The organism is Rhodococcus sp. C3V, assembly GCF_029269915.1.
GTDB classification, from domain to species: Bacteria; Actinomycetota; Actinomycetes; order Mycobacteriales; family Mycobacteriaceae; genus Rhodococcus_F; species Rhodococcus_F qingshengii.
Genome location: NZ_JARJBE010000009.1, coordinates 233259 through 252854, shown reverse-complemented (window position 1 = coordinate 252854; position 19596 = coordinate 233259). Strand labels below are relative to the sequence as shown.

20 protein-coding genes are annotated in these 19596 nt (G+C 62.1%); 9 read left to right on the top strand and 11 right to left on the bottom strand.

Annotation, left to right across the window (positions count from 1 at the left end; genetic code table 11):
• The first annotated feature begins 26 nt into the window (after positions 1-26).
• Positions 27-866 (top strand): amidohydrolase family protein, encoded by an 840-nt coding sequence (locus tag P3G66_RS23270; protein ID WP_223304639.1) that lies wholly within the window; start codon positions 27-29, stop codon positions 864-866.
• Here the strand turns inward: P3G66_RS23270 and P3G66_RS23265 are convergent.
• The 6 genes from P3G66_RS23265 to P3G66_RS23240 form a co-directional block, all read right to left on the bottom strand.
• Positions 770-1252: a DUF456 domain-containing protein gene (locus P3G66_RS23265; protein WP_007726816.1), complete on the bottom strand. Its 483-nt coding sequence runs from the start codon at positions 1250-1252 to the stop codon at positions 770-772. The two genes, P3G66_RS23270 and P3G66_RS23265, sit on opposite strands and share 97 nt — an antisense overlap.
• Complete coding sequence (purT, locus tag P3G66_RS23260; RefSeq protein WP_276117152.1) at positions 1249-2484, bottom strand: formate-dependent phosphoribosylglycinamide formyltransferase; 1236 nt, start codon at positions 2482-2484, stop codon at positions 1249-1251. The genes P3G66_RS23265 and purT overlap by 4 nt, the downstream gene beginning before the upstream one ends.
• 40 nt (positions 2485-2524) lie before the next feature.
• The gene (locus tag P3G66_RS23255) at positions 2525-4030 is read right to left on the bottom strand and encodes a sensor domain-containing diguanylate cyclase (protein WP_276117151.1); all 1506 of its coding nucleotides are present in this window, start codon (positions 4028-4030) and stop codon (positions 2525-2527) included.
• Between the two features lie 239 nt (positions 4031-4269).
• Positions 4270-4416, bottom strand: a complete 147-nt coding sequence (locus P3G66_RS23250; protein ID WP_003944356.1) for a hypothetical protein — start codon at positions 4414-4416, stop codon at positions 4270-4272.
• 362 nt (positions 4417-4778) lie between these two features.
• Complete coding sequence (locus tag P3G66_RS23245; RefSeq protein ID WP_019749478.1) at positions 4779-4901, bottom strand: hypothetical protein; 123 nt, start codon at positions 4899-4901, stop codon at positions 4779-4781.
• Between the two features lie 209 nt (positions 4902-5110).
• On the bottom strand, positions 5111-5233 hold the full coding sequence (locus tag P3G66_RS23240) for a hypothetical protein (protein WP_003944443.1): 123 nt from the start codon (positions 5231-5233) through the stop codon (positions 5111-5113).
• A gap of 320 nt (positions 5234-5553) precedes the next feature.
• Between P3G66_RS23240 and P3G66_RS23235 the strand changes: the two genes are divergently transcribed.
• The 3 genes from P3G66_RS23235 (at position 5554) to P3G66_RS23225 (ending at position 10558) form a co-directional block, all read left to right on the top strand.
• Positions 5554-7287 (top strand): ABC transporter ATP-binding protein, encoded by a 1734-nt coding sequence (locus tag P3G66_RS23235; RefSeq protein WP_007726810.1) that lies wholly within the window; start codon positions 5554-5556, stop codon positions 7285-7287.
• On the top strand, positions 7284-9350 hold the full coding sequence (locus tag P3G66_RS23230; protein WP_003944426.1) for an ABC transporter ATP-binding protein: 2067 nt from the start codon (positions 7284-7286) through the stop codon (positions 9348-9350). Before P3G66_RS23235 ends, P3G66_RS23230 begins: the two co-directional genes overlap by 4 nt.
• Positions 9351-9457: 107 nt before the next feature.
• Positions 9458-10558, top strand: coding sequence for a CaiB/BaiF CoA-transferase family protein (locus tag P3G66_RS23225; RefSeq protein ID WP_042924245.1), 1101 nt, complete (start codon positions 9458-9460; stop codon positions 10556-10558).
• Between the two features lie 60 nt (positions 10559-10618).
• On the opposite strand, the gene P3G66_RS23220 is transcribed toward P3G66_RS23225, so the two are convergent.
• Together P3G66_RS23220 and P3G66_RS23215 are read right to left on the bottom strand one after the other, a co-directional pair.
• On the bottom strand, positions 10619-11722 hold the full coding sequence (locus P3G66_RS23220; RefSeq protein WP_276117150.1) for a class I SAM-dependent methyltransferase: 1104 nt from the start codon (positions 11720-11722) through the stop codon (positions 10619-10621).
• A gap of 47 nt (positions 11723-11769) precedes the next feature.
• A complete protein-coding gene (locus P3G66_RS23215; RefSeq protein ID WP_019749471.1) occupies positions 11770-13245 on the bottom strand; it encodes a PLP-dependent aminotransferase family protein in 1476 nt (491 codons plus the stop codon).
• 61 nt (positions 13246-13306) lie between these two features.
• On the opposite strand from P3G66_RS23215, the gene P3G66_RS23210 reads away from it, so the two are divergent.
• Both P3G66_RS23210 and P3G66_RS23205 read left to right on the top strand, forming a co-directional pair.
• Positions 13307-13537 carry a hypothetical protein gene (locus P3G66_RS23210; protein ID WP_003944349.1) on the top strand — a complete coding sequence of 77 codons (231 nt, stop codon included), beginning with the start codon at positions 13307-13309 and terminating at the stop codon, positions 13535-13537.
• Between the two features lie 44 nt (positions 13538-13581).
• On the top strand, positions 13582-14052 hold the full coding sequence (locus tag P3G66_RS23205; protein WP_065454891.1) for a hypothetical protein: 471 nt from the start codon (positions 13582-13584) through the stop codon (positions 14050-14052).
• 52 nt (positions 14053-14104) lie between these two features.
• Here the strand turns inward: P3G66_RS23205 and P3G66_RS23200 are convergent, their stop codons facing one another.
• On the bottom strand, positions 14105-15394 hold the full coding sequence (locus P3G66_RS23200; RefSeq protein WP_003944351.1) for an adenylosuccinate synthase: 1290 nt from the start codon (positions 15392-15394) through the stop codon (positions 14105-14107).
• A 283-nt stretch (positions 15395-15677) separates the two neighbouring features.
• Here P3G66_RS23200 and P3G66_RS23195 point away from each other — a divergent pair, with 283 nt between their 5' ends.
• The 3 genes from P3G66_RS23195 (at position 15678) to P3G66_RS23185 (ending at position 17678) form a co-directional block, all read left to right on the top strand.
• Positions 15678-16352: a hypothetical protein gene (locus P3G66_RS23195; protein WP_080961056.1), complete on the top strand. Its 675-nt coding sequence runs from the start codon at positions 15678-15680 to the stop codon at positions 16350-16352.
• Positions 16349-17119: a site-2 protease family protein gene (locus P3G66_RS23190; protein ID WP_003944319.1), complete on the top strand. Its 771-nt coding sequence runs from the start codon at positions 16349-16351 to the stop codon at positions 17117-17119. The genes P3G66_RS23195 and P3G66_RS23190 overlap by 4 nt, the downstream gene beginning before the upstream one ends.
• 70 nt (positions 17120-17189) lie before the next feature.
• Complete coding sequence (locus P3G66_RS23185) at positions 17190-17678, top strand: GNAT family N-acetyltransferase (protein ID WP_020968817.1); 489 nt, start codon at positions 17190-17192, stop codon at positions 17676-17678.
• Between the two features lie 84 nt (positions 17679-17762).
• On the opposite strand, the gene P3G66_RS23180 is transcribed toward P3G66_RS23185, so the two are convergent.
• Both P3G66_RS23180 and P3G66_RS23175 read right to left on the bottom strand, forming a co-directional pair.
• Positions 17763-19001, bottom strand: coding sequence for an HNH endonuclease signature motif containing protein (locus P3G66_RS23180; RefSeq protein ID WP_269617038.1), 1239 nt, complete (start codon positions 18999-19001; stop codon positions 17763-17765).
• A 92-nt stretch (positions 19002-19093) separates the two neighbouring features.
• Positions 19094-19591: a helix-turn-helix domain-containing protein gene (locus P3G66_RS23175; protein ID WP_003944415.1), complete on the bottom strand. Its 498-nt coding sequence runs from the start codon at positions 19589-19591 to the stop codon at positions 19094-19096.
• Positions 19592-19596: the final 5 nt, after the last annotated feature.

Sequence of the window (19596 nt, the reverse complement as noted above, 5' to 3'; positions counted from 1 at the left end):
CAGGGCAACAGGGCAAAATAGACCCCGTGTTTGACGCCCATGTGCATATCATCGACCCGCGCTTCCCGCTGGTCGAGAATCACGGGTACCTGCCTGAGCCCTTCACCGTGGCCGATTACCGCGCCCGGATTGCCTCGCTGAAGGGCCTCAGCGTTGACGGCGGCGCGGTGGTGACCGCTTCGTACCAGGGCAATGACCAGGAATACCTGAAAGCTGCCTTGTCCGAACTCGGCGAAGGCTGGGTGGGCGTCACTGCTTTGCCGCTCGATGCGACGGATGAAGACATCGTTGCCCTGGACGCACTGGGAGTACGTGCCGTCCGGTTCAACCTGCGCCGCGGCGCCACCGACCTGCGTCTGCTCGCCGATCTCGCCAACCGCGCTTTCGATCTGGTCGGCTGGCACGCCGAGTTCTACGTCGATGCCACGCTGTTGCTGTCGTTGGAACCGGTCTTCGCCAAATTGCCCGCGGTGAGCATCGACCATTTGGGAATGTCCACCCGCGGACTGCCGTATCTCCTCAACCTCGTCGACCGCGGAGTGCGCGTCAAAGCCACCGGGTTCGGCCGTACCACCATCTCCGACGTCAGCGATGTGCTGCGCCAGATCCACGCGGTCAATCCCGCTGCGCTGATGTTCGGCACCGATCTACCCGGTACACGGGCACGTCGAGCGTTCGAGGTCCACGACCTGGACGTGATCGCCGACGCTGTCGGCGACGACCTGCCCGCGGTCATGTGCGACAACGCCCGCTCCTGGTACCGCTGCGCTCAGGTGAACGCAACGGCTCCCAGCCACAGCCCCGCCGCGATCAGCGCTCCGAACAGTTCCACCAGCATGGACAATCCGACTGCCTTCACCGCGTGAAGCGTCGACGACCAAGCGATGTCGTAACGGCGCAGCCGCGCTAGTTCCGCGAAATACGTTCCGACGATGAATCCCAGGAACAACCCCACGACCGGAATCACGAAGAACCCGATGATGCCGACGACGCCGCCGACCACCACCGACAGGTTGGGCACTCCCCCGGACTTCATCCGCTTGCCCGGCCACGTGTACTTCACGATCCCGGTGACCACCAGTGCCAGCGTGGACAGCGCGAACACCGTCCACGCCGTGGCACCACCGGTCATGATCGCCCACACCAGAATTGCACCGAAAACGAGAAGCGTCCCCGGGAGAATCGGAACGACGACACCGATCAGACCGACCAGGATCACCAGCCCGACGAGGACCTCGGCCGCTGGACTCATCCGACGGGACGCACCTTCGACGCAGCCTCGCGAGCACGGTCGCGTGCAGTAGGCACATCGGCGGCCGTCGACACTGCAACACCCATGCGACGACGCCTGAAGCTCTCCGGCTTGCCGAAGAGTCGCAGGTCCGTCTCGGGAACCGCGAGCGCCTCGGCGACGCCGTCGAATCCGATCCCCTTTGCCTCCACTCCGCCGTAGATCACTGCCGACGCTCCGGGAGACGTGAGCGTCGTGTCGACCGGCAAGCCCAGGATCGCGCGGGCATGCAGTTCGAACTCCGAAAGTCGCTGCGTCCGCAGAGTCACCAAACCGGTGTCGTGCGGCCGTGGGCTCACTTCGGAGAAGAAGACGTCGTCGCCCTTCACGAATAGCTCGACGCCGAAGATGCCTCGCCCTCCCAGAGCCGTGGTCACCTTCTCGGCGACGTCTCGGGCCGAGGCGAGGGCAACCGCGGACATCTGCTGCGGCTGCCACGATTCGATGTAGTCTCCGGCCTCCTGCAGGTGCCCGATCGGTTCGCAGAACGACGTCTCGACCTGACCGCTCTCACCGACGGCTCGAACTGTCAATTGCGTTATCTCGTAATCGAAATCGACAAAGCCCTCGACGATCACCCGGCCGTGATTCACACGACCTCCGGCCATCGCGTAGTCCCATGCGGCGTCGAGATCTTCGGCGGATCCAACCGTCGACTGCCCCTTGCCCGACGAGGACATGACTGGCTTGATGACGCACGGGAAACCGATTCGGTCTGTCGCTGCCTGTACTTCGGCAAGCGAGTCCGCGAAGGCGTACGGCGAAGTGGGCAGGCCCAACTCCTCGGCCGCGAGTCGACGGATTCCCTCACGGTTCATCGTGAGCTGGGTGGCTCGGGCGGTCGGAATGACCACCGCACCCCTGCGTTCTTCGACGAGTGCAAGCGCATCCGTCGCGATGGCCTCGATCTCGGGAACCACGAAGTGAGGCTTTTCCAACTCGATGACGGCAAGCAGTGCTTCCGGATCGGTCATGTCGACGGCATGAGCACGATGAGCCACCTGGTGCCCAGGGGCATCGGGATACCGATCCACCGCAATCACTTCGACACCCAGACGCTGCAGCGCGATGACAACTTCCTTACCCAACTCGCCTGATCCCAACATCATCACGCGGATGGAGTTCTCGGTGAGTGGGGTTCCGAATCGGAGCGGAAGCGTCGGCAGGGGCGAAGGCGTCGAATCAAGCTGCATGGGTGCGACTATATGCCAATCCCGCTGCAGGTCAGCGCGGTTATCGGCCGTCCGCCACACCTTCGCGGTGAAAACCTTGCCTGATCGTTCGAGGTACGGCAGGTTTGCGATAGGTGCGGGTGACCGTGTCCGGCCCGGAATTCTGTTGCGGCAACGCGTCGTTGCCGACCTGGCGCACTTTCACGAGGTTGCGCCCGCCACGCTTGGCGTCGTACAGAGCCTCGTCCGCGACGCTCATGAGGGTCGACAGCGCCGGCGTCGCATGATCGACCCACGCGACTCCGACACTGACGGTGCTCGTCACGTCTGATTCGGCCGAGTACTCGACTTGCGCGCCGCGGACGGCCTCGGCGACGTTGACTGCTCGCGTGAAGCTGCAGTTCGGAAGCAGAATGGCGAACTCCTCGCCGCCGAGCCTTCCGATCAGATCTCCGTCGGACAATCGGGCAGCGGCCCGTTCGGCGAAGTTCGCGAGAACGCTGTCGCCGGTCATATGTCCGTGAGTGTCGTTGATGCTCTTGAAGTGGTCCAGGTCAAGCATCAGCAGGCCGACCGGAGACTGTGTGCGGGCCGCATCGGCAAGTTCCGATTCCGCATGTCCGAGAAAGGCACCCCGCGAGAGCACCCCGGTCAAATGGTCGAATTCGACCGCGAGAAATAGTTCGCGCTCGGCAGCACGACGTTCCTCGGTCGCGCAGGCCACCGCGATCGGCCCCAACGCGATCAAGGTGACCGCAATGGACGTGATGACGTCCTCGTTCCAGCTCGAGGTGGCTTGGTCGCCGATGTCGAGTCGACCGCTGCCCGCCATCATCAGCGACCACACCGACCAGACCACGGAAACGAACGCCGTGCTCGGAACCGAGATGCGAGTGGCACACCAGAGGAGAGCTGGAATCGGCAAGACCAGCGCAATCGGCCCTTCGATACTGAGGGCGATCGGCACGCAGGCTGCAGTGGCGAGTAGCGGAACGCTCAGAGCGGCGACAGTTCTGGCGGTCAGTTTCCTGCGGAACTCGGCAAGGCTCGACGGGATGGTGAGAGTGAGAATGAGAGGAAGGACCAGCAGGTACGCCATGACCTCGGTGGCACCCCAGTGGAAAAACGTGTCGGCAAAGGACTGACCGCGTAAGAGCCGGTCCAAGGCGCCGGCCGTGGCCGCGGTACCAGTCGCCGCGACGAACGAGACGAAGACCATCCATACCAGCGACTGCGAATCGACCAATCGGAACGGTGTGCGCTTCAAGTAGTACAGAACGAGAACACCGAGCGTCACTCCGGCGAGGTTGGCCCCGTTCAGCTGCAGGGCAAGCGACAGCGAGTTGCCCGTAATCAGGTCAGCGCAGACGTATCCGACGGCCGCGGCGATCCACGTCCGCCATTCGATCAGGACCGGCCATCTGACCATCATTCCCAGCAGAATGGCGTTGGCGCACCAGAAAGTCGCGAGCAAACCTGGTGGGCGCGTGAGGATGCCGATCAACGATGCCGCAAGTACGACGGCCAGCACTAGGAGAAGGCGCAGAAAGCGACTCGTCCCTACCATGCGTCACCTCGCGGTCGGCTACCTCTGAATTCGGGAGCACCGGACGTCGCGGTGACCGTATGCCGATGTCGTCGAACTATCGTACGCAGGTGCTGCCACTCGCAGTTCTGTGTTCACATGCCAAACGGCAACTGCGAACATCTCCGCAAACGCGGATGCCCTCCGGCCACGACAGTGGACAGAGGGCACCTGCATGCAATCCGATCGGCAGAGCCGAATTGATCTGCCGGAAGGGATGACTACTCGGCAGATCCGCTGGACAGACCCGAGAGTGAACCGGTGGACGAGCCCTCGCCCTCTCCGGACAGCGATTCGGTGGGAACGGACTTGAGGAAAGCTCCGAGCGCGGTGAGCAGGGGTCCGAGGGTGCTGAGTGATCCGAACATAGGAGGTTCTCCTGTATGTGAGGTGATGTGATGTTCCAGCGCCATTCCGGCCGCAGGCGGTGGCCGAGATGGTTCGGGAACTTCTGCCGCACGGATGGCTGAACCGCCCCCCGAACAACATCCCGAGCTGTGATGTAGCGCACTTACTTGGCGCTGCCTGCATTTATAGACCGGCTTTCCACACTTGTCTAGCTACCTAATAGCTATCAATGCGGACTTTCGGTCACACCTTTACGGATAATTGCAGTTCAAAGCGCAAATTCACCCTCTAGAATGTCCCATAATGTGATTTAGCTCACAGTGAAGAGCCGAAAAGTGTGACCCGCAGACAACTGCGAGCCACACTTTCGGACAAACTGGACTTACTTATCGGCCGCCGATCCCGTCCCAGGGGTGAGAGAGCCACCACCGAGTGCCGTGAACAGGTCCTTGAGCACCGGAATGAACGTCTTGACGACGCCGCTGAAGTCTTCGAATGAACCCATGTCGGGCCTCCTTTTGTCGGAATGCAGTTGAGATGAAGTGAGGACCGAGAACTACTCGGCGGCCGAACCGGCCGAACCCGAGCCGTCTGCCGATCCCGCGTTCAACTTGGTCACGTATGCAAGAACGCTCTTGAGGAAGGCGTCGAGATTCTGAATCGAGGTCATGCGACTACTCCTGTGTTGTTTCGGAAGATTTCTCGAGGTCGACGTCAGGAGTTCGAGCTCGCGGTGTCCAGCCCCTGAAGGGTTTTGAGCATGTTGACCAGGGGCAGAAGCTGGAGAATGCCCCAGCCCATACCGTTGGCCTTGAGGAGGTTTCCGAGGGATCCCATATGTGACTCCTTGCATGAATATCTATGACGCGGCGCACGTTTTGTTCGCTCCACGTCTTTGTAGCCAAGCTAAATACGTACGTCCAGTTTGTTTCTGTCCAAGCGAAAACGTGACACATTGGATGAATATGTAAACCTGCAGTTCAGGTGCTGTGACCTGAATCCAATCTCGAATTCGAGTGTGTTCGAGATCACAGTCAATTAGGACAAAAGGATGCAATCGTCAGAGTCGGTGCCAACCTCGACCGCGATCTGTCATACCGTGTGCGTGTGATCAATCGCGAACGAGCGGCAACCGAGGCAACTCACCGGGAACCGTCGTGCTAGCAAAACTCCTCAAGACGTACCTGCCGCCGTACCGCTGGTTGCTTGCCGGGGTCCTCGCACTGCAACTCTTCGGGGCCATCGCGTCGTTGGTCCTCCCCACACTCAACGCGCGGATCATCGACGACGGCGTCGCCCGAGGCGACACCGGATTCATCATGTCCACCGGCGGGATCATGCTCCTGGTCTCGCTTGCGTCGATCATCGCGTCGGTCGCATCGACCTATCTGGCTGCAAAATCGTCGATGGGCTTCGGCCACGACGTTCGAGGCGCCTTTTACAAGGCAGTCGGCAGTTTCTCGGATCGCGAATTCAACAGTTTCGGTGCGCCGACGCTGATCACACGCAACACCAACGACGTCCTGCAGATCCAGGCCCTGGTCATGCTGACGTCCTCGATGCTCGTCAGCGCCCCACTTATGTGCATCGGCGGCATCATCATGGCTCTGCGCGAGAACCTGCAGATGTCCTGGCTCCTGACGATTTCGGTACCACTGCTCGGCATCACCGTCTCGGTCGTGGTGGCCAAGCTGATCCCGCATTTCCGGACGATGCAGACGCGGATCGACAACATCAATCGATCACTGCGCGAACAGCTCACCGGTATGCGTGTCATTCGCGCCTTCGTTCGCGAACCCGACGAAACGATCCGCTTCGACAAGGCCAATAAGGAACTGACCGACACTTCGCTCCTCATCGGCCGGTACCAGGCGGTTCTGCTGCCCACCGTCATGTTGATCGCCAACCTGTCGAGCGTGGCGGTCCTGTGGTTCGGCGCGCATCTGGTCGACACCGGGGACATGCAGATCGGACAGATCAGCGCCTTCCTCGCCTACGTCATGCAGATCCTGATGTCGGTGGTCATGGCGACCATGTTGGCCGTCGTGATCCCCCGCGCCGCCGTGTGCGCCGACCGCATCACCGAAGTACTCGACACCGAGGCGACCGTGCCCGCGCCGGCCCAGCCCCTTCGCCCGACCAGCCCATACGGCGTGGTCGAGTTCGGTGGAGCCGGATTCACGTATCCGGGAGCAGAAACGCCGGTTCTGTCGAATGTTTCGATGCGATGCATGCCAGGCACGGTCACCGCGATCGTGGGCAGTACCGGTAGTGGCAAATCGACCCTCGTATCACTCATCCCCCGACTCTTCGACGTCACAGCCGGCGCCGTCCTGGTCGACGGCTTGGACGTCCGTGGCTGGGATCAGGACGAACTCTTCGCCAACTTCGGATACGTGCCCCAGAAGGCCTATCTGTTCGCCGGCACGATCGCGAGCAATATCCGCTACGGAAACCCGACCGCCACCGACGACGACATCTGGGCAGCCCTCACCATCGCCCAGGCAGACGACTTCGTCCGGGAGCTGTCCGACGGTCTCGAGTCACCGATCGCCCAGGGCGGCGGCAATCTCTCGGGCGGACAAAAACAACGTCTCGCCATCGCCAGAGCGGTGGTCCGCAGACCCCGGATCTTCGTCTTCGACGATTCGTTCTCCGCTCTCGACATGCATACGGACGCCGCGGTCCGACGCGAACTCCGGACGGTTTCGACTCATTCGACGGTCATCATCGTGGCTCAGCGCGTCGCATCCATCATCGATGCCGACCAGATCATGGTCCTCGAAGACGGTGCGCCGGTCGGCCTCGGCGACCATCAGTTCCTTCTGGCCAACTGTCCGACGTACCAAGAGATCGTGGCTTCACAGATTCCCGCGGAGATGAGCGCATGACCAGCCCGCAGGACCCGACATGGGGCGGCCCCAACAGCCAGTACTTCGACGATGCCCCGACGGTGGTGTTCGCCAAGATCCCGAGCGAACCTGAATCCGCGGACGGGGATGCGAAGTCGAGTAACCCCGAGACCCCCGACAAAGAGCCGAAGCCCGCGCTGACCGCGACGGACACCAAACCTCGCCACTTCAAGGCGACGATGAAGCGGCTTCTCTCGCTTCTGCAGCCGCACAAGTTTGCGGTCTTCTGTGTCGTCGTTGCGACGATCGCCAGCATCGCGCTGTCGGTCGCAGTGCCGAAAATCCTCGGTCACGCGACAGACCTCATCTTCGCCGGGTTCATCGGCAAGAGCCTGCCCGCCGGACTGACCCGCGAGCAGGCCGCAGACGCCATCCGGGCATCAGGGAATTCGACGTTCGCCGATCTTGTCGCCAACTCGACCGACGTCGTTCCCGGTGTGGGTCTGAACTTCGACGCCATCGGCAAGGTCGTCATGCTCGCGATCGGCGTGTACTTGCTCTCGTCGCTGCTTGCCTGGTTGGAAGCATTCCTCCTCAACATCATCGTCCAGAAGACCATCTACAACCTGCGTGCCTCGGTGGAGGCGAAGCTTCACCGTCTCCCCCTTCCGTATTTCGACAAGACACCGCGCGGCGAGATCCTCAGCCGCGTCACCAACGACATCGACAACATCTCGTCGACGCTGTCGTCGACGTTGACCTCGCTCCTGACGTCGGTGCTCACCGTCCTCGGCGTCCTGACGATGATGTTCGTCATCTCTCCGATGCTCGCCCTGATCGCACTGATCGCGGTGCCGGTATCGGTGCTCCTCGTTGCCAGGGTCGCCAAGCGAGCACAGGTGTTGTACAAGGCTCAGTGGACCGAGACGGGCAAGATCAACGCGCAGATCGAGGAGAACTACAGCGGTCGCGACCTGGTACGCGTGTACGGGCATCAGGCCGAAGCCGAGCGTGAATTCGCCGAGCAGAACAAGAAGCTCCTCGACGCGTCCTTCGGCGCACAGTTCCTCTCCAGCCTGATCATGCCGGTCATGAACTTCGTCGGAAACATCACCTACGTGCTGCTCGCTGTGGTCGGCGCTCTCAAGGTCGCCAGCGGCAACATGTCACTCGGTGACGTTCAGGCCTTCATCGTCTATTCGCGCCAGTTCAGCCAGCCACTGACGCAGATCGCGTCCATGTCGACCAGCCTGCAGTCCGGAGCCGCGTCGGCGGAGCGGGTCTTCGAGCTTCTCGACGAACCCGAGCAGTCGCCCGACATCGACGTGCCGCTTCTCCCCGAGCCCGCCGGACGTCATCGCAACGTCGGTCACATCGAGTTCGAGAACGTCTCGTTCCGGTACGAGCCGGACAAGCCGTTGATCGAGAACGTGTACCTCACGGCCCGGCCCGGGCAGATGGTCGCCATCGTCGGGCCCACCGGTGCCGGCAAGACCACCTTGGTCAACCTGCTCATGCGCTTCTACGAAGTCGACTCCGGCCGAATCACTCTCGACGACGTCGACATCTCGCAGATGCGCCGCTCCGACTTGCGCAAGCACGTCGGCATGGTTCTGCAGGACACCTGGCTCTTCGGCGGCACGATCCGCGACAACATCGCATACGGCCGACTCGACGCCAGCGAATACGAGATTCACGAAGCCGCACGCGCTGCCTTCGTCGACCGCTTCATCCACACCCTCCCGGACGGGTACGACACCGTGCTGGACGAGGAGGCGTCGAACATCAGCTCCGGCGAGAAGCAGCTCATCACGATCGCTCGTGCATTCCTGTCGGAGCCGTCGCTGCTGATTCTCGACGAGGCGACGAGCTCGGTCGACACACGTACGGAACAGCTTGTGCAGCAAGCAATGTCCGCGTTGCGCGTCGGGCGGACCAGCTTCATCATCGCGCACCGGCTCTCCACCATCCGTAACGCCGATCTAATCGTCGTGATGGAGGCGGGCAAGATCGTCGAGCAGGGCACACACGACGAACTCATCGCAGCGGCGGGCGCGTACTTCCGTCTCTACAACGCTCAGTTCGAGGGTGCCGCCGTCTAGTGATCGGCGCCTCCCTCGGTGGACACAGTGCCCCGGAGCGCACCTGATCGATTCGACACGTTACCGTCGGGTCAGAAGTGTTGTCACCGTCTGAATTGGGAGTGCGTGTGTCTGCAGAAGCTGTGGAGAAGAAGGGCCCGCTCGCGGGCATTCGGATCGTGGAATTCGCTGGATTGGGACCGGGCCCGCACGCCGCGACGCTGTTGGCGGACATGGGCGCCGACATCGTCATCGTGCAGCGCGCAGGGCAGATTCCGCAGGACTCGAACGCAACCGACCAGATCAAGCGCGGCCGCCGCATCGTCGAGGCCAACCTGAAGGACCCGGCCGACGTCGCGAAAGTGCTCGATCTCCTGGGCCGCGCCGACGTCCTCATCGAGGGTTTCCGCCCCGGCGTCATGGAACGCATGGGACTCGGACCCGACGTGGTCTCGGAGCGCAATCCGCGCCTCGTCTACGCCCGTATGACGGGCTGGGGACAGGAAGGACCGCTCGCCAACGCCGCCGGTCACGACATCAATTACATCTCACTGACCGGTGTCCTCAACGCCATCGGACGCAAGGGTGAACGTCCCGTCCCGCCGCTCAACATGGTCGGCGATTTCGGCGGCGGTTCCATGTTCCTGATCTTCGGCATTCTGTCGGCTCTCGTCGAGCGCTCGACGTCCGGTAAGGGCCAGGTCGTCGACGCGGCAATGGTCGACGGAACCCTCGCGCTCTCCCACATGATGTGGGCATTCCGCGGTCGCGGCGTCTGGTCCGACGAGCGCGGCGTCAATCTCCTCGACACCGGCGCTCCGTTCTACGACACCTACGAGACCTCCGACGGCAAGTACATGGCCGTCGGATCCATCGAACCGCAGTTCTACGCATTGCTGCTCGAGGGCCTCGAACTCGATCCCGCGACGCTCCCTCACCAGATGGACACGTCCAAGTGGGACGACATGAAGAAGCTCTTCACCGAAAAGTTCCTGTCCAAGACTCGCGACGAGTGGGCCAAGATCTTCCTCGGCACCGACGCCTGCGTCTCCCCTGTCCTGACTTTCGCCGAGGCTCCGTCCAACGAACACATCGCGGCTCGCGGTTCGCTCATCGAACTGGACGGCGTCACCCAGCATGCTCCCGCACCGCGCTTCTCGCGCACGCCCACCACGACGCCTGCTGCGCCGGCGCGTGAGGCGACGGATATCGATACGGTCTGGACCTAGGGCCTTCGGCCCCTGTGCGCCTTTTTGGTAGTTACTGCAACCAAAAAGGCGCACGGGGCGTCAGCCCAACCTGTAGAACCTGAACATCTCGTGCTCGATCGGCAGCACGTCCACCCGCTCGAAACCTGCCGCCTTGGCATAGCTTTCGAGTGTCGAGTGCCTCATCACCGTCCCGGTGGCAATGCTCCCCGGATGCGAAAGACTGTCCGGTAAGCAGCAGGTCAGCGAAAATCCGTACAGCAATTGCTCGATCGGGCCCGCCTCGGGATCGAACTCATCCGCCGTTCGTTCGTCCATCACGATCACCGGAGCGCCCGGCTGGGCAATCGCCCGAGCCGTGGAAAGAAAACCCACCGGATCCGGAACGTCGTGAAGGCACTCGAAAGCGAAGACGGCATCGTAGGTCCCGGCATCGGCTCGCCCGGCCTCAGGAGCCTGTCCGGCGACGTCGACCAACGAGAAATGCACGCGGTCGTCCACCCCCCGATCATGAGCGTTACGACGGGCAGCATTCACCGACGCCGCGTCGACGTCGAAGCCGTGCACTTCGATCTTCCTGTATCCGAGGGCGAGCGCGATCGACGACCAGCCCTCCCCCATCCCGAGATCAGCGACCTGCCCGCCGTCCGAAAGTGTGGCGTGCAGGTCGGTGACCACCGGCAGAAACTGCTGACAGAGCTGATGGAGATACATCGGCCGATTCAGTAGCGCCTGACCCTCGCGAGCATCGGGGCCCATCGATTCCCACGTGACTCCCCCACCGTGACGATAAGCGTCGAGTAGACGTGGCATCGACGACGTCGTCGCGACGAACAGCCTCGCCAGCGGCGCCAGGAAAAGAAGGTTCTCGTCGTCGACCAGAACATCGGCGTGGGCCTGCGGCAGGCTGTACCGGCGATCGGCATCCGAATTGACGTCCACATAACCGGCGACGGCCTGCTGCTCGAGCCACTCCCGCGCATATCTTTCGACGGTCCCTGTCCGGTCCGCCAGCTCCGTCGACGTGAGCGGGCCGTGATCGCTCAGCGCGCGGTACCAGCCCAACCGGTCGCCCAGATACACGGCCTGCAGCTCCGATGCCCCGAGCGTGGCCGCGAACAATCGTTCTGCGAGCGCTTCCGCCGCACTGGTTCCCGCTGCGCCTGTACCGTCTACCGCCGTCATGCCCTACCTCCTGGTTTCACACCACTTTCACGGTGTGTACCCAGTTCTCAGACGACGACCATTCGTTGGTCTGCCGTGTCGCGATCCGTCGCAAGAGTGTCGTACGCAGCGGCGATGGACGCAACGCCGCGAATGAGGTCCTCGGGAGAACGTGCGTACGGCACGCGGATGAATCGTTCGAACGCACCTTCGACGCCGAAACGGGGGCCGGCGGCAAGGAGTACGCCGAAGTTGGGTGCCACCGCCGCCAACGCCGTCGAGACGGGCGCGGACATTCGCATCCAGACCGACATTCCGCCGGAACCGATGGTGGGACGCCAGTCCGGCAGATGCTCGGCCACCGCACCGAGGAGTACCGCACGCTGTTCTCGCAGAACTTCGCGACGCTGTTCGAGCAACGAGCGGTCGTCGGCGAGCAAGTAGGCGGCTGCCAACTGATCCATGACGGGAGTACCGAGGTCGACCGCGGCACGCGCCCCCACCAACTGGGTGATGAGCGCGGCATCGGCGCGAATCCAACCGACACGTAGCCCGCCCCACAGCGACTTCGCGGTCGAACCGAGCGTCACCACTTCGGTTTTCGCTGCGCCTCGCCCATGTGAGGCGACCGGCGCCGGCGGTGGTGCGTCGAGCCACAGATCCACCATCGTCTCGTCGACGACCAGAGTCATTCGCGTTTCGTGCGCAATCTTCGCAAGCTCGGCGCGGCCGGAAGAGTCCATGCAGAGGCCGGTCGGGTTGTGAAAGTCGGGGATCAGGTATGCCATTCTGGCAGCGGTTTGCCTTGCTGCACTTCGAATCCCGTCGAGATCCCAGGCTCCGGCTGCCGCGAACTCCGGTCGGACCGGAACCGGCACGGGCCGAGCGCCGTTTCGCCGAATAGCTTCCAGCGCATTGGGATACGTCGGATGATCGACCAGCACTCGCTCGCCGGGTGAGGTGAGCACCGACAGCAACAATCGAAGCGCGTGCTGCGCACCCGAGGTCACCATGATCTGTTCGGCGGTGGTGGGAAGACCCCGCGCCGTGTAGCGCTGCGCGATCACGTCACGCAAGTCGGCGATCCCGACCGGTTCCATCCCGTGTGTGGGAAGGAAGTTCGGAAGTTCCTGCAGCGCAGACGCATACGCCAGTTCGACCTGAGCGGCGGGAGCTGCCATCGCCGCGTAACTGAGGTCGACGACGGGTCCACTCGGCCCGGGTTGATGGGAGCGGAACATCAACCCGTTCGGCCGCGCGCCGGCAGGCAATGCCACGGTGCTTCGCGACCCCTGCCTGCTGATCAGGTACCCCTCGTCTCGCAGCACCGAGTACGACGACGTGATCGTGGTTCGACTGAGTTCGAGTACCGCCGCAAGTTCACGCTCACTCGGCAGTGCGACCCCCAGCGGAACGCGACCGTCGTGCACAAGCAGGCGGATACCGTCGGCAAGCGCACGGTACGCGGGCCTGCGTCCGGACTCTTCCTGCCAGGATCCCAGATCGCGAGCAAGCGAACGGGCACCGAGAACTCGAGTCATCATGCAGTCCAGTATCGACAACTTGGCTATGTAATTCAATACCAGTCGAGTTGATCATATGTCCATGACTACCTTCGCAACCCTGATCGGCATCGGACTCTTCGTGGCACTCGTCTACTTCTTCGCGCCCGCCGAAGGTGAAGGTACATACATTCGTTTGGAGCAGTTTCGCCTGGCAGCACCCCTCGGCGGCATCTTCCACGACAAGACTTCAGACCGCGAGAACGACGCTGTCAGACCCCCGTGCGATTGTGATCAGGGGGAAGAATTCACTGATCTCAGTCCAGTTGCGTAAAACTGGACTCTTTCGCACTCAGAAAGTCTCCAGAGAGGGTTCCCATGCCGGCTTCCAAAAAGATTCTCTACGTCGATCTCGACAACACCTTGGTCAACTTCCAGTCGGGCATCGATCGCCTGACCGACGGCGTCCGAGAGAAGTACAAGAACGACCTCGACGAAGCGCCGCACATCTTCTCTCGCATGGATCCTCTCGACGGCGCTATCGACGCCTACCACCAACTGGCACAGCAGTTCGACACCTACATCCTCTCGACAGCGCCGTGGAAGAACGCCACAGCCTGGCACGACAAGGTTCTGTGGGTACAAGAGCACCTCGGAATGGAGGAAGGCAGCGTCGCGTACAAACGTCTGATCCTCTCGCACCACAAACACCTCAATCGGGGCGACTACCTCGTCGACGACCGCGGAGCAAACGGAGCAGATCGATTCGAGGGCGAGTGGATCAAGTTCGGCAGCACCAAGTTTCCCGACTGGATGACCGTCACCGCGCACTTGTCGAAGCTGGCTTGAAACTCGAAATCCCCGCTCATGCTTGCATGAGCGGGGATTTCGAGGGAACGAACTAGCGGACGATCTCGCGCCGGACGATCGTCTCGTCGCGGCCGGGGCCGACACCGATGCAGGAGATGAACGCACCCGAAAGCTCTTCGAGCCTAAGCACGTAGTTCTGCGCATTCTGCGGCAGTTCCTCGAAGGTGCGAGCCTCCGAGATGTCTTCCCACCAGCCGGGCATCTCTTCGTAGATGGGCTTGGCGTGGTGAATGTCGCTCTGTGACATCGGCATTTCGTCGTGGCGGACACCATCCACCTCGTACGCGACACAGATCGGCACGGTGTCGAGGCTGCTCAGCACGTCCAGCTTGGTGAGGAAGTAGTCGGTGATGCCGTTGACGCGCGTCGCGTAGCGCGCGATGACAGCGTCGAACCATCCCGTACGACGAGCGCGTCCGGTGGTGACACCGACCTCGCCGCCCTGCTTCGCCAGGTATGCGCCGTGATCGTCGAACAGCTCCGTCGGGAACGGACCGGAACCGACACGCGTCGTGTACGCCTTCAGGATGCCGAGCACGGTGGTGATCTTGGTGGGACCGATTCCCGAACCGACCGCCGCACCACCCGAAGTGGGGTTGGACGAGGTCACGTACGGGTACGTGCCGTGGTCGACGTCCAGCAGAGTGCCCTGCGAACCTTCGAGCAGAACGGTCTCGCCGCGCTCGAGGGCGAGGTTGAGCTCCAGGCGCGTGTCCGAGATGCGGTGCTTGAAACCCTCGGCCTGCGTCAGTACCTCTTCGACGACCTGCTGCGGGTCGAGTGCCTTGCGGTTGTAGATCTTGACCAGCACCTGGTTCTTGAACTCGAGTGCTGCTTCGACCTTCTGGGTCAGGATCTTCTCGTCAAGGACGTCCGCGGCACGGACACCGACACGGGCGATCTTGTCCTGGTAGCACGGGCCGATACCGCGGCCGGTCGTGCCGATCTTCTTCGCTCCCAGGAAGCGTTCGGTGACCTTGTCGATGGCCACGTGGTACGGCATGATCAGGTGCGCATCAGCAGAAAGCAGCAGGCGGGACGTGTCCACGCCGCGCTCTTCCAGGCCTGCCAATTCGGTCAACAACACACCCGGGTCGACGACGACACCGTTACCGATGACGTTGTTGACGGCGGGGGTGAGGATTCCGGACGGGATGAGGTGCAGTGCGAACTTGTCACCGTTCGGCAGAACCACGGTGTGTCCGGCGTTGTTACCGCCCTGGTATCGCACGACCCACTGAAGCTGCTCGCCCAGTAGATCTGTAGCTTTGCCCTTACCTTCGTCGCCCCACTGGGCGCCGATCAGGACGATTGCCGGCATGACGTTGTCTCCTACGGTCGACGTGCAGCAGTTGTCCCGCCGCATTGGTACTGCCTGGCTTCCGCGCACATGATGCAGCGCCGAACTGTTGCAGTGACCGAAGGAGCAGTCTAGCCCAGAGCACCAGACCAGACCTGACGGTCCAGAATTTGGCCGGTGACCATCACGATTGCGAGTCGACACAGAGACTCGCACTAAGATCGTCGGCAGTGATTCGGACGGCCATTTCGGGGAAGGGTGGCGAGGTCCCACTACCCGAGAAGAAGTCTTGATCGAGCTAGGAGTGGCTTTGACCCCTGTGGTGCTCAAATGTGGCGATTCGCCGGTTCCACTCCCCCTGGGTGAACTCACGTCGTTCACTGTCCCTGAACTTCCGGAGAAGCAAGACTTCGACGAGGCACTGTCCCAACTGCAGGTCGTGACGGAGCCTCGCTTGATCGTCGTGGGTAACGACGGCGCGTTTGCCGCGGCATTGACGCGGTTGATGCGATTGGAGCGACTCAACGTCGAACTCGCCTACGTCACCGAGAACAGGTCCGACGCAACCGACGCGTACAAACTCGCGACCGGTGCACGAGCTGCGCGCACGGCCTTGAAAGGCACAGTCCACACCGTGCCGCTCATTCGCGACGACGCTGGAATCGCGCTGGTAGGTGCAGCAACTGTCACGGGTCCGGCGGATGCAGACGAACTGATCGGCGAGGCCTACGTCGACGACAACAAGCTGTTCTCCGGCACAGTCCCCGGCATCCGGATAGTGCCGAGCCCCAAGCTCCCCGGGATCAAGGCATCAGTCGACCGCAAGAGCCGCTGGAGCGGGCGACGCTGGCTGGAAGGCCGAGCCATTCAACTGGGCTCGCCGGCAGCGCGACTGGTTCGCGACGGGGTGGCCAACCCACGCGATCTGAAGCGTTCGACCTTCTACCGGCACGACAAGACTTGGTTGTTGGTCAGGTGAGAACCGGAGCAGCACGGTCGGCGGTTCGGCCGAGCCCTGTCTTCCTCGGCGTCGTTGCGATCACTGTCATCGCCGGAATCGTCGCTTGGAACTCGACGTGGGGTTCCATCGCGGGCCGCGCGGGTGTTTTTGTCCTCGTGGTTGCCGGCTGGGTGGTCACGCTCTGCTTGCACGAATTCGCGCATGCCTATCTGGCGTGGCGTCATGGAGACACCGACGTCGAGGCTCGTGGCTACCTGACGCTCAACCCGCTCAAGTACAGCCATCCGATGCTCTCGATCGGTCTGCCGGTGCTGTTCATCGCATTGGGCGGCATCGGGCTTCCCGGCGGCGCCGTGTACCTGCGCACCGGGATGTTCCCGCCCAAGGTGCAGGCCCGAATATCGCTCGCCGGTCCGTTCACGAATGCCGTCGCCGCCGTGATCCTCCTCGTCGTCATACGTACGTACGGCTCATCGGCCGAGCATCTGACGTTCTGGGCCGGCCTCAGTTTCCTGGCCTTCTTGCAGGTCATGGCAACAGTTTTGAACCTGCTCCCAGTCCCGGGTCTGGACGGTTACAACGCACTGGAGCCCTACCTCGCACCCAACACACGGCACCAACTCGACCAGTTCAAGCCGTACGGACTGCTCCTGCTGGTTGCGCTCCTGTTCGTCCCACAGATCAATGTCGTCTTCTTCGACGCGATCTACTGGATCTTCGAATTGAGCGGTGTGTCCGACTACTACGCCATGCTCGGTAACGCCCTCATGCGTTTTTGGACGTGATCGAGTGCGCTGGAGGAGACTCGTGAGAGTCTGACATTTCAGACATTCATTCTTCTTCAGGGGAGCATCGATGATTGCGACGTCATTTCAGTCCGGCGGAGTGGAGTACACCCTCACGCGGGCCGAGATTCGACACGTGGAGGCACTGATCGACTTGCTCGCCGACGACCCGATCGGCAGCACCCGGGAGACGACCAACCCCGAAGCCCGAACGATCTACGAGGACGCGTTCAAGCGAATCGACGAGGATCCGGCTCAACTTCTCGTCACCGTTCTGGTCGGCGACGCGGTAATCGGTACAATGCAATTGACCTTCATTCCGGGTATGAGCCGGATGGGTGCCACGCGACTGCAGATCGAAGCAGTTCGCGTCCACGAGGACTACCGAAGTAAAGGCATCGGCAGTTCGATGATCCGATGGGCCTGCGAAGAAGGTGCCCGGCGCGGCGCGTTTCTGGCGCAGCTCACTTCGGATCAAACTCGCAAAGAAGCTCACGACTTCTACGAGCGACTCGGATTTGTGGCCTCCCATATCGGGTTCAAGAAGTCACTGAGCTGACGCCTTGCCACAAAACTCCCAAACGCGAGCTCGAGCACCGGGGCGTAGAGGTGCCCCGGTGCTCACGTCTTCAGTTGTCGCGATTCACGCCGCTGTGGGTGGGCTGTTCCCGCCGATCGGATGCTGATACGGATCCACCGACATCGGCGGATAGAACACCGTCTTCCGATCCGGACCGATCTCCACCCGCCACTCCGTGTGATGCAGCGTCCGATGATGATGACCGCACAACAGAATCAGATTATCGAGATCCGTTGGGCCACCATCGTTCCAGTGAACAATATGATGGGCATCGCACCACCCCGACGGAGTCCCGCACCCCGGAAACGCACACCCACCATCCCGAACCGCCAACGCCCGCCGCTGCGGCACCGTCGCCGTTCTCGCTTCCTTACCGCAGTCGAGCGGAACACCACTCTCATCCAGGAGGATCCGGGTGACCGTGCAGTCGCACGCCAACATCCGGGCAGTATCGATACTGATGGGGCCCACCCAATCCGTCCACGCAAACCCCAACTCCTCAGTGGACGGCAGGAGGTCTTTCAACGCCTTGAGGTCTGTCATGTCTTTTGCGCTGGCGGTGACCGTCGTGTGTGGTTTCACTCCGCCTTCGATCGGACCCAACCCCGCCCGCTCGTACCGCCGCAGTAGTTCGCAGAACCCGTCCGCACGCCGTAATGCCGGCGTACGGGTGTCCTTCACGCCGTCCTTCTCCGGCGTCGGAGCCGACAGGCTCGACAACAACGTGATCAACCGGGCCCCGTTGATCGCATCCAGATCACCCTTCACAGTGACCCGCCCGTACAAGCCTTTCGAGGCGTAGAACTCGTTACGTTCGGAATCCTCGCCGACCGGGACGCCGTCCTCGCGTTTGCCGTACTGCTTCTCGATCCGCCGGATCGCCGCCCGCACCGCATCGCAATCGGCGATGTTCTTCGACGCCAACCCCAACAGAATCCCGCGAGCCTTGTCCACATCCGCCAGGGTCATGTTCTTGGGTGGATGCTGACAAAACGACGCCACCTGCCGCGCTTTCAACGCATCAACATCCCCGCGATGAAACGCATCCGCGACAACAGGTTCGAGCATCAACAACCGCGCCAACCCGACCAGCAGACTGCACTCACCGATCTCCAGATTCGTCGAACCATGCAACCACTGAGCGATCGCCCGAAAACCCTTCCCGCCGAGAACCTCCCGGGAAAACATCTCCACGATCAGCAACACCATCCGCGACTGCAACTCGTGTCGGGCGCGCACCAGATCCAGAACCTCACCCTTGAGGTCCTCGCCATCCAGTTGCCACGCTTCCCGACTGTCCATGCTCAAAGTTTAATCGAACATACTTTCGATAACCAGAGACAAACCGGACAACTTCAAGAAGACCTACACTCGAGAGCTGTTGAGATGCATCGCTATTCGCGCAACCGCCGACGCGATTCGTTGACAGAGACTCGCAACTCCCCCAAAGGCACTTCACGACCCGACTCACTGCGCACCTCGACGCGAACGCGCTCACCAGTAGCGTCGTCGGCCACCTCCAACGGTCCACCTTTTCCGCCGTGCAGATACTTGTCGCCCCACTGCATCAGCGCGAGAACCGCCGGCAGCAGGTCACGGCCCTTCTCGGTGAGCACGTACTCGTGCCGCGTCCGCTTTCCAGGCTCCTTGTACGGCACACGCTCGAACAGTCCCGCCTCAGTGAGTTCTTTCAGCCTCGCCGACGCAACCGCCTCGGTGATGCCGACTCGCGACGCGAAGTCGTCGAAACGCGTTGTGCCGTAATAGGCCTCTCGCAGAATGAGCATCGCGGATCGAGTGCCGACCACTTCCATGGCCCGCCCGATCGAACAGTGCGTGGCCCGCCAGGCGTCGCGATCTTCGAGCACTCCGGTCAGTCGTACAGCGTCCATGCATT

Excerpts from the sequence above, each read along its gene's own strand:
- P3G66_RS23175 (WP_003944415.1), bottom strand. The coding sequence starts at position 19,591 with ATGGACGCTGTACGACTGACCGGAGTGCTCGAAGATCGCGACGCCTGG.
- P3G66_RS23205 (WP_065454891.1), top strand. The coding sequence starts at position 13,582 with ATGCCGGCTTCCAAAAAGATTCTCTACGTCGATCTCGACAACACCTTG.
- P3G66_RS23180 (WP_269617038.1), bottom strand. The coding sequence starts at position 19,001 with ATGGACAGTCGGGAAGCGTGGCAACTGGATGGCGAGGACCTCAAGGGT.
- P3G66_RS23215 (WP_019749471.1), bottom strand. The coding sequence starts at position 13,245 with ATGATGACTCGAGTTCTCGGTGCCCGTTCGCTTGCTCGCGATCTGGGA.
- P3G66_RS23265 (WP_007726816.1), bottom strand. The coding sequence starts at position 1,252 with ATGAGTCCAGCGGCCGAGGTCCTCGTCGGGCTGGTGATCCTGGTCGGT.
- P3G66_RS23240 (WP_003944443.1), bottom strand. The coding sequence starts at position 5,233 with ATGGGATCCCTCGGAAACCTCCTCAAGGCCAACGGTATGGGCTGGGGC.
- P3G66_RS23210 (WP_003944349.1), top strand. The coding sequence starts at position 13,307 with ATGACTACCTTCGCAACCCTGATCGGCATCGGACTCTTCGTGGCACTC.
- P3G66_RS23185 (WP_020968817.1), top strand. The coding sequence starts at position 17,190 with ATGATTGCGACGTCATTTCAGTCCGGCGGAGTGGAGTACACCCTCACG.
- purT (WP_276117152.1), bottom strand. The coding sequence starts at position 2,484 with ATGCAGCTTGATTCGACGCCTTCGCCCCTGCCGACGCTTCCGCTCCGA.
- P3G66_RS23230 (WP_003944426.1), top strand. The coding sequence starts at position 7,284 with ATGACCAGCCCGCAGGACCCGACATGGGGCGGCCCCAACAGCCAGTAC.
- P3G66_RS23220 (WP_276117150.1), bottom strand. The coding sequence starts at position 11,722 with ATGACGGCGGTAGACGGTACAGGCGCAGCGGGAACCAGTGCGGCGGAA.
- P3G66_RS23200 (WP_003944351.1), bottom strand. The coding sequence starts at position 15,394 with ATGCCGGCAATCGTCCTGATCGGCGCCCAGTGGGGCGACGAAGGTAAG.
- P3G66_RS23245 (WP_019749478.1), bottom strand. The coding sequence starts at position 4,901 with ATGGGTTCATTCGAAGACTTCAGCGGCGTCGTCAAGACGTTCATTCCG.
- P3G66_RS23250 (WP_003944356.1), bottom strand. The coding sequence starts at position 4,416 with ATGTTCGGATCACTCAGCACCCTCGGACCCCTGCTCACCGCGCTCGGA.
- P3G66_RS23255 (WP_276117151.1), bottom strand. The coding sequence starts at position 4,030 with ATGGTAGGGACGAGTCGCTTTCTGCGCCTTCTCCTAGTGCTGGCCGTC.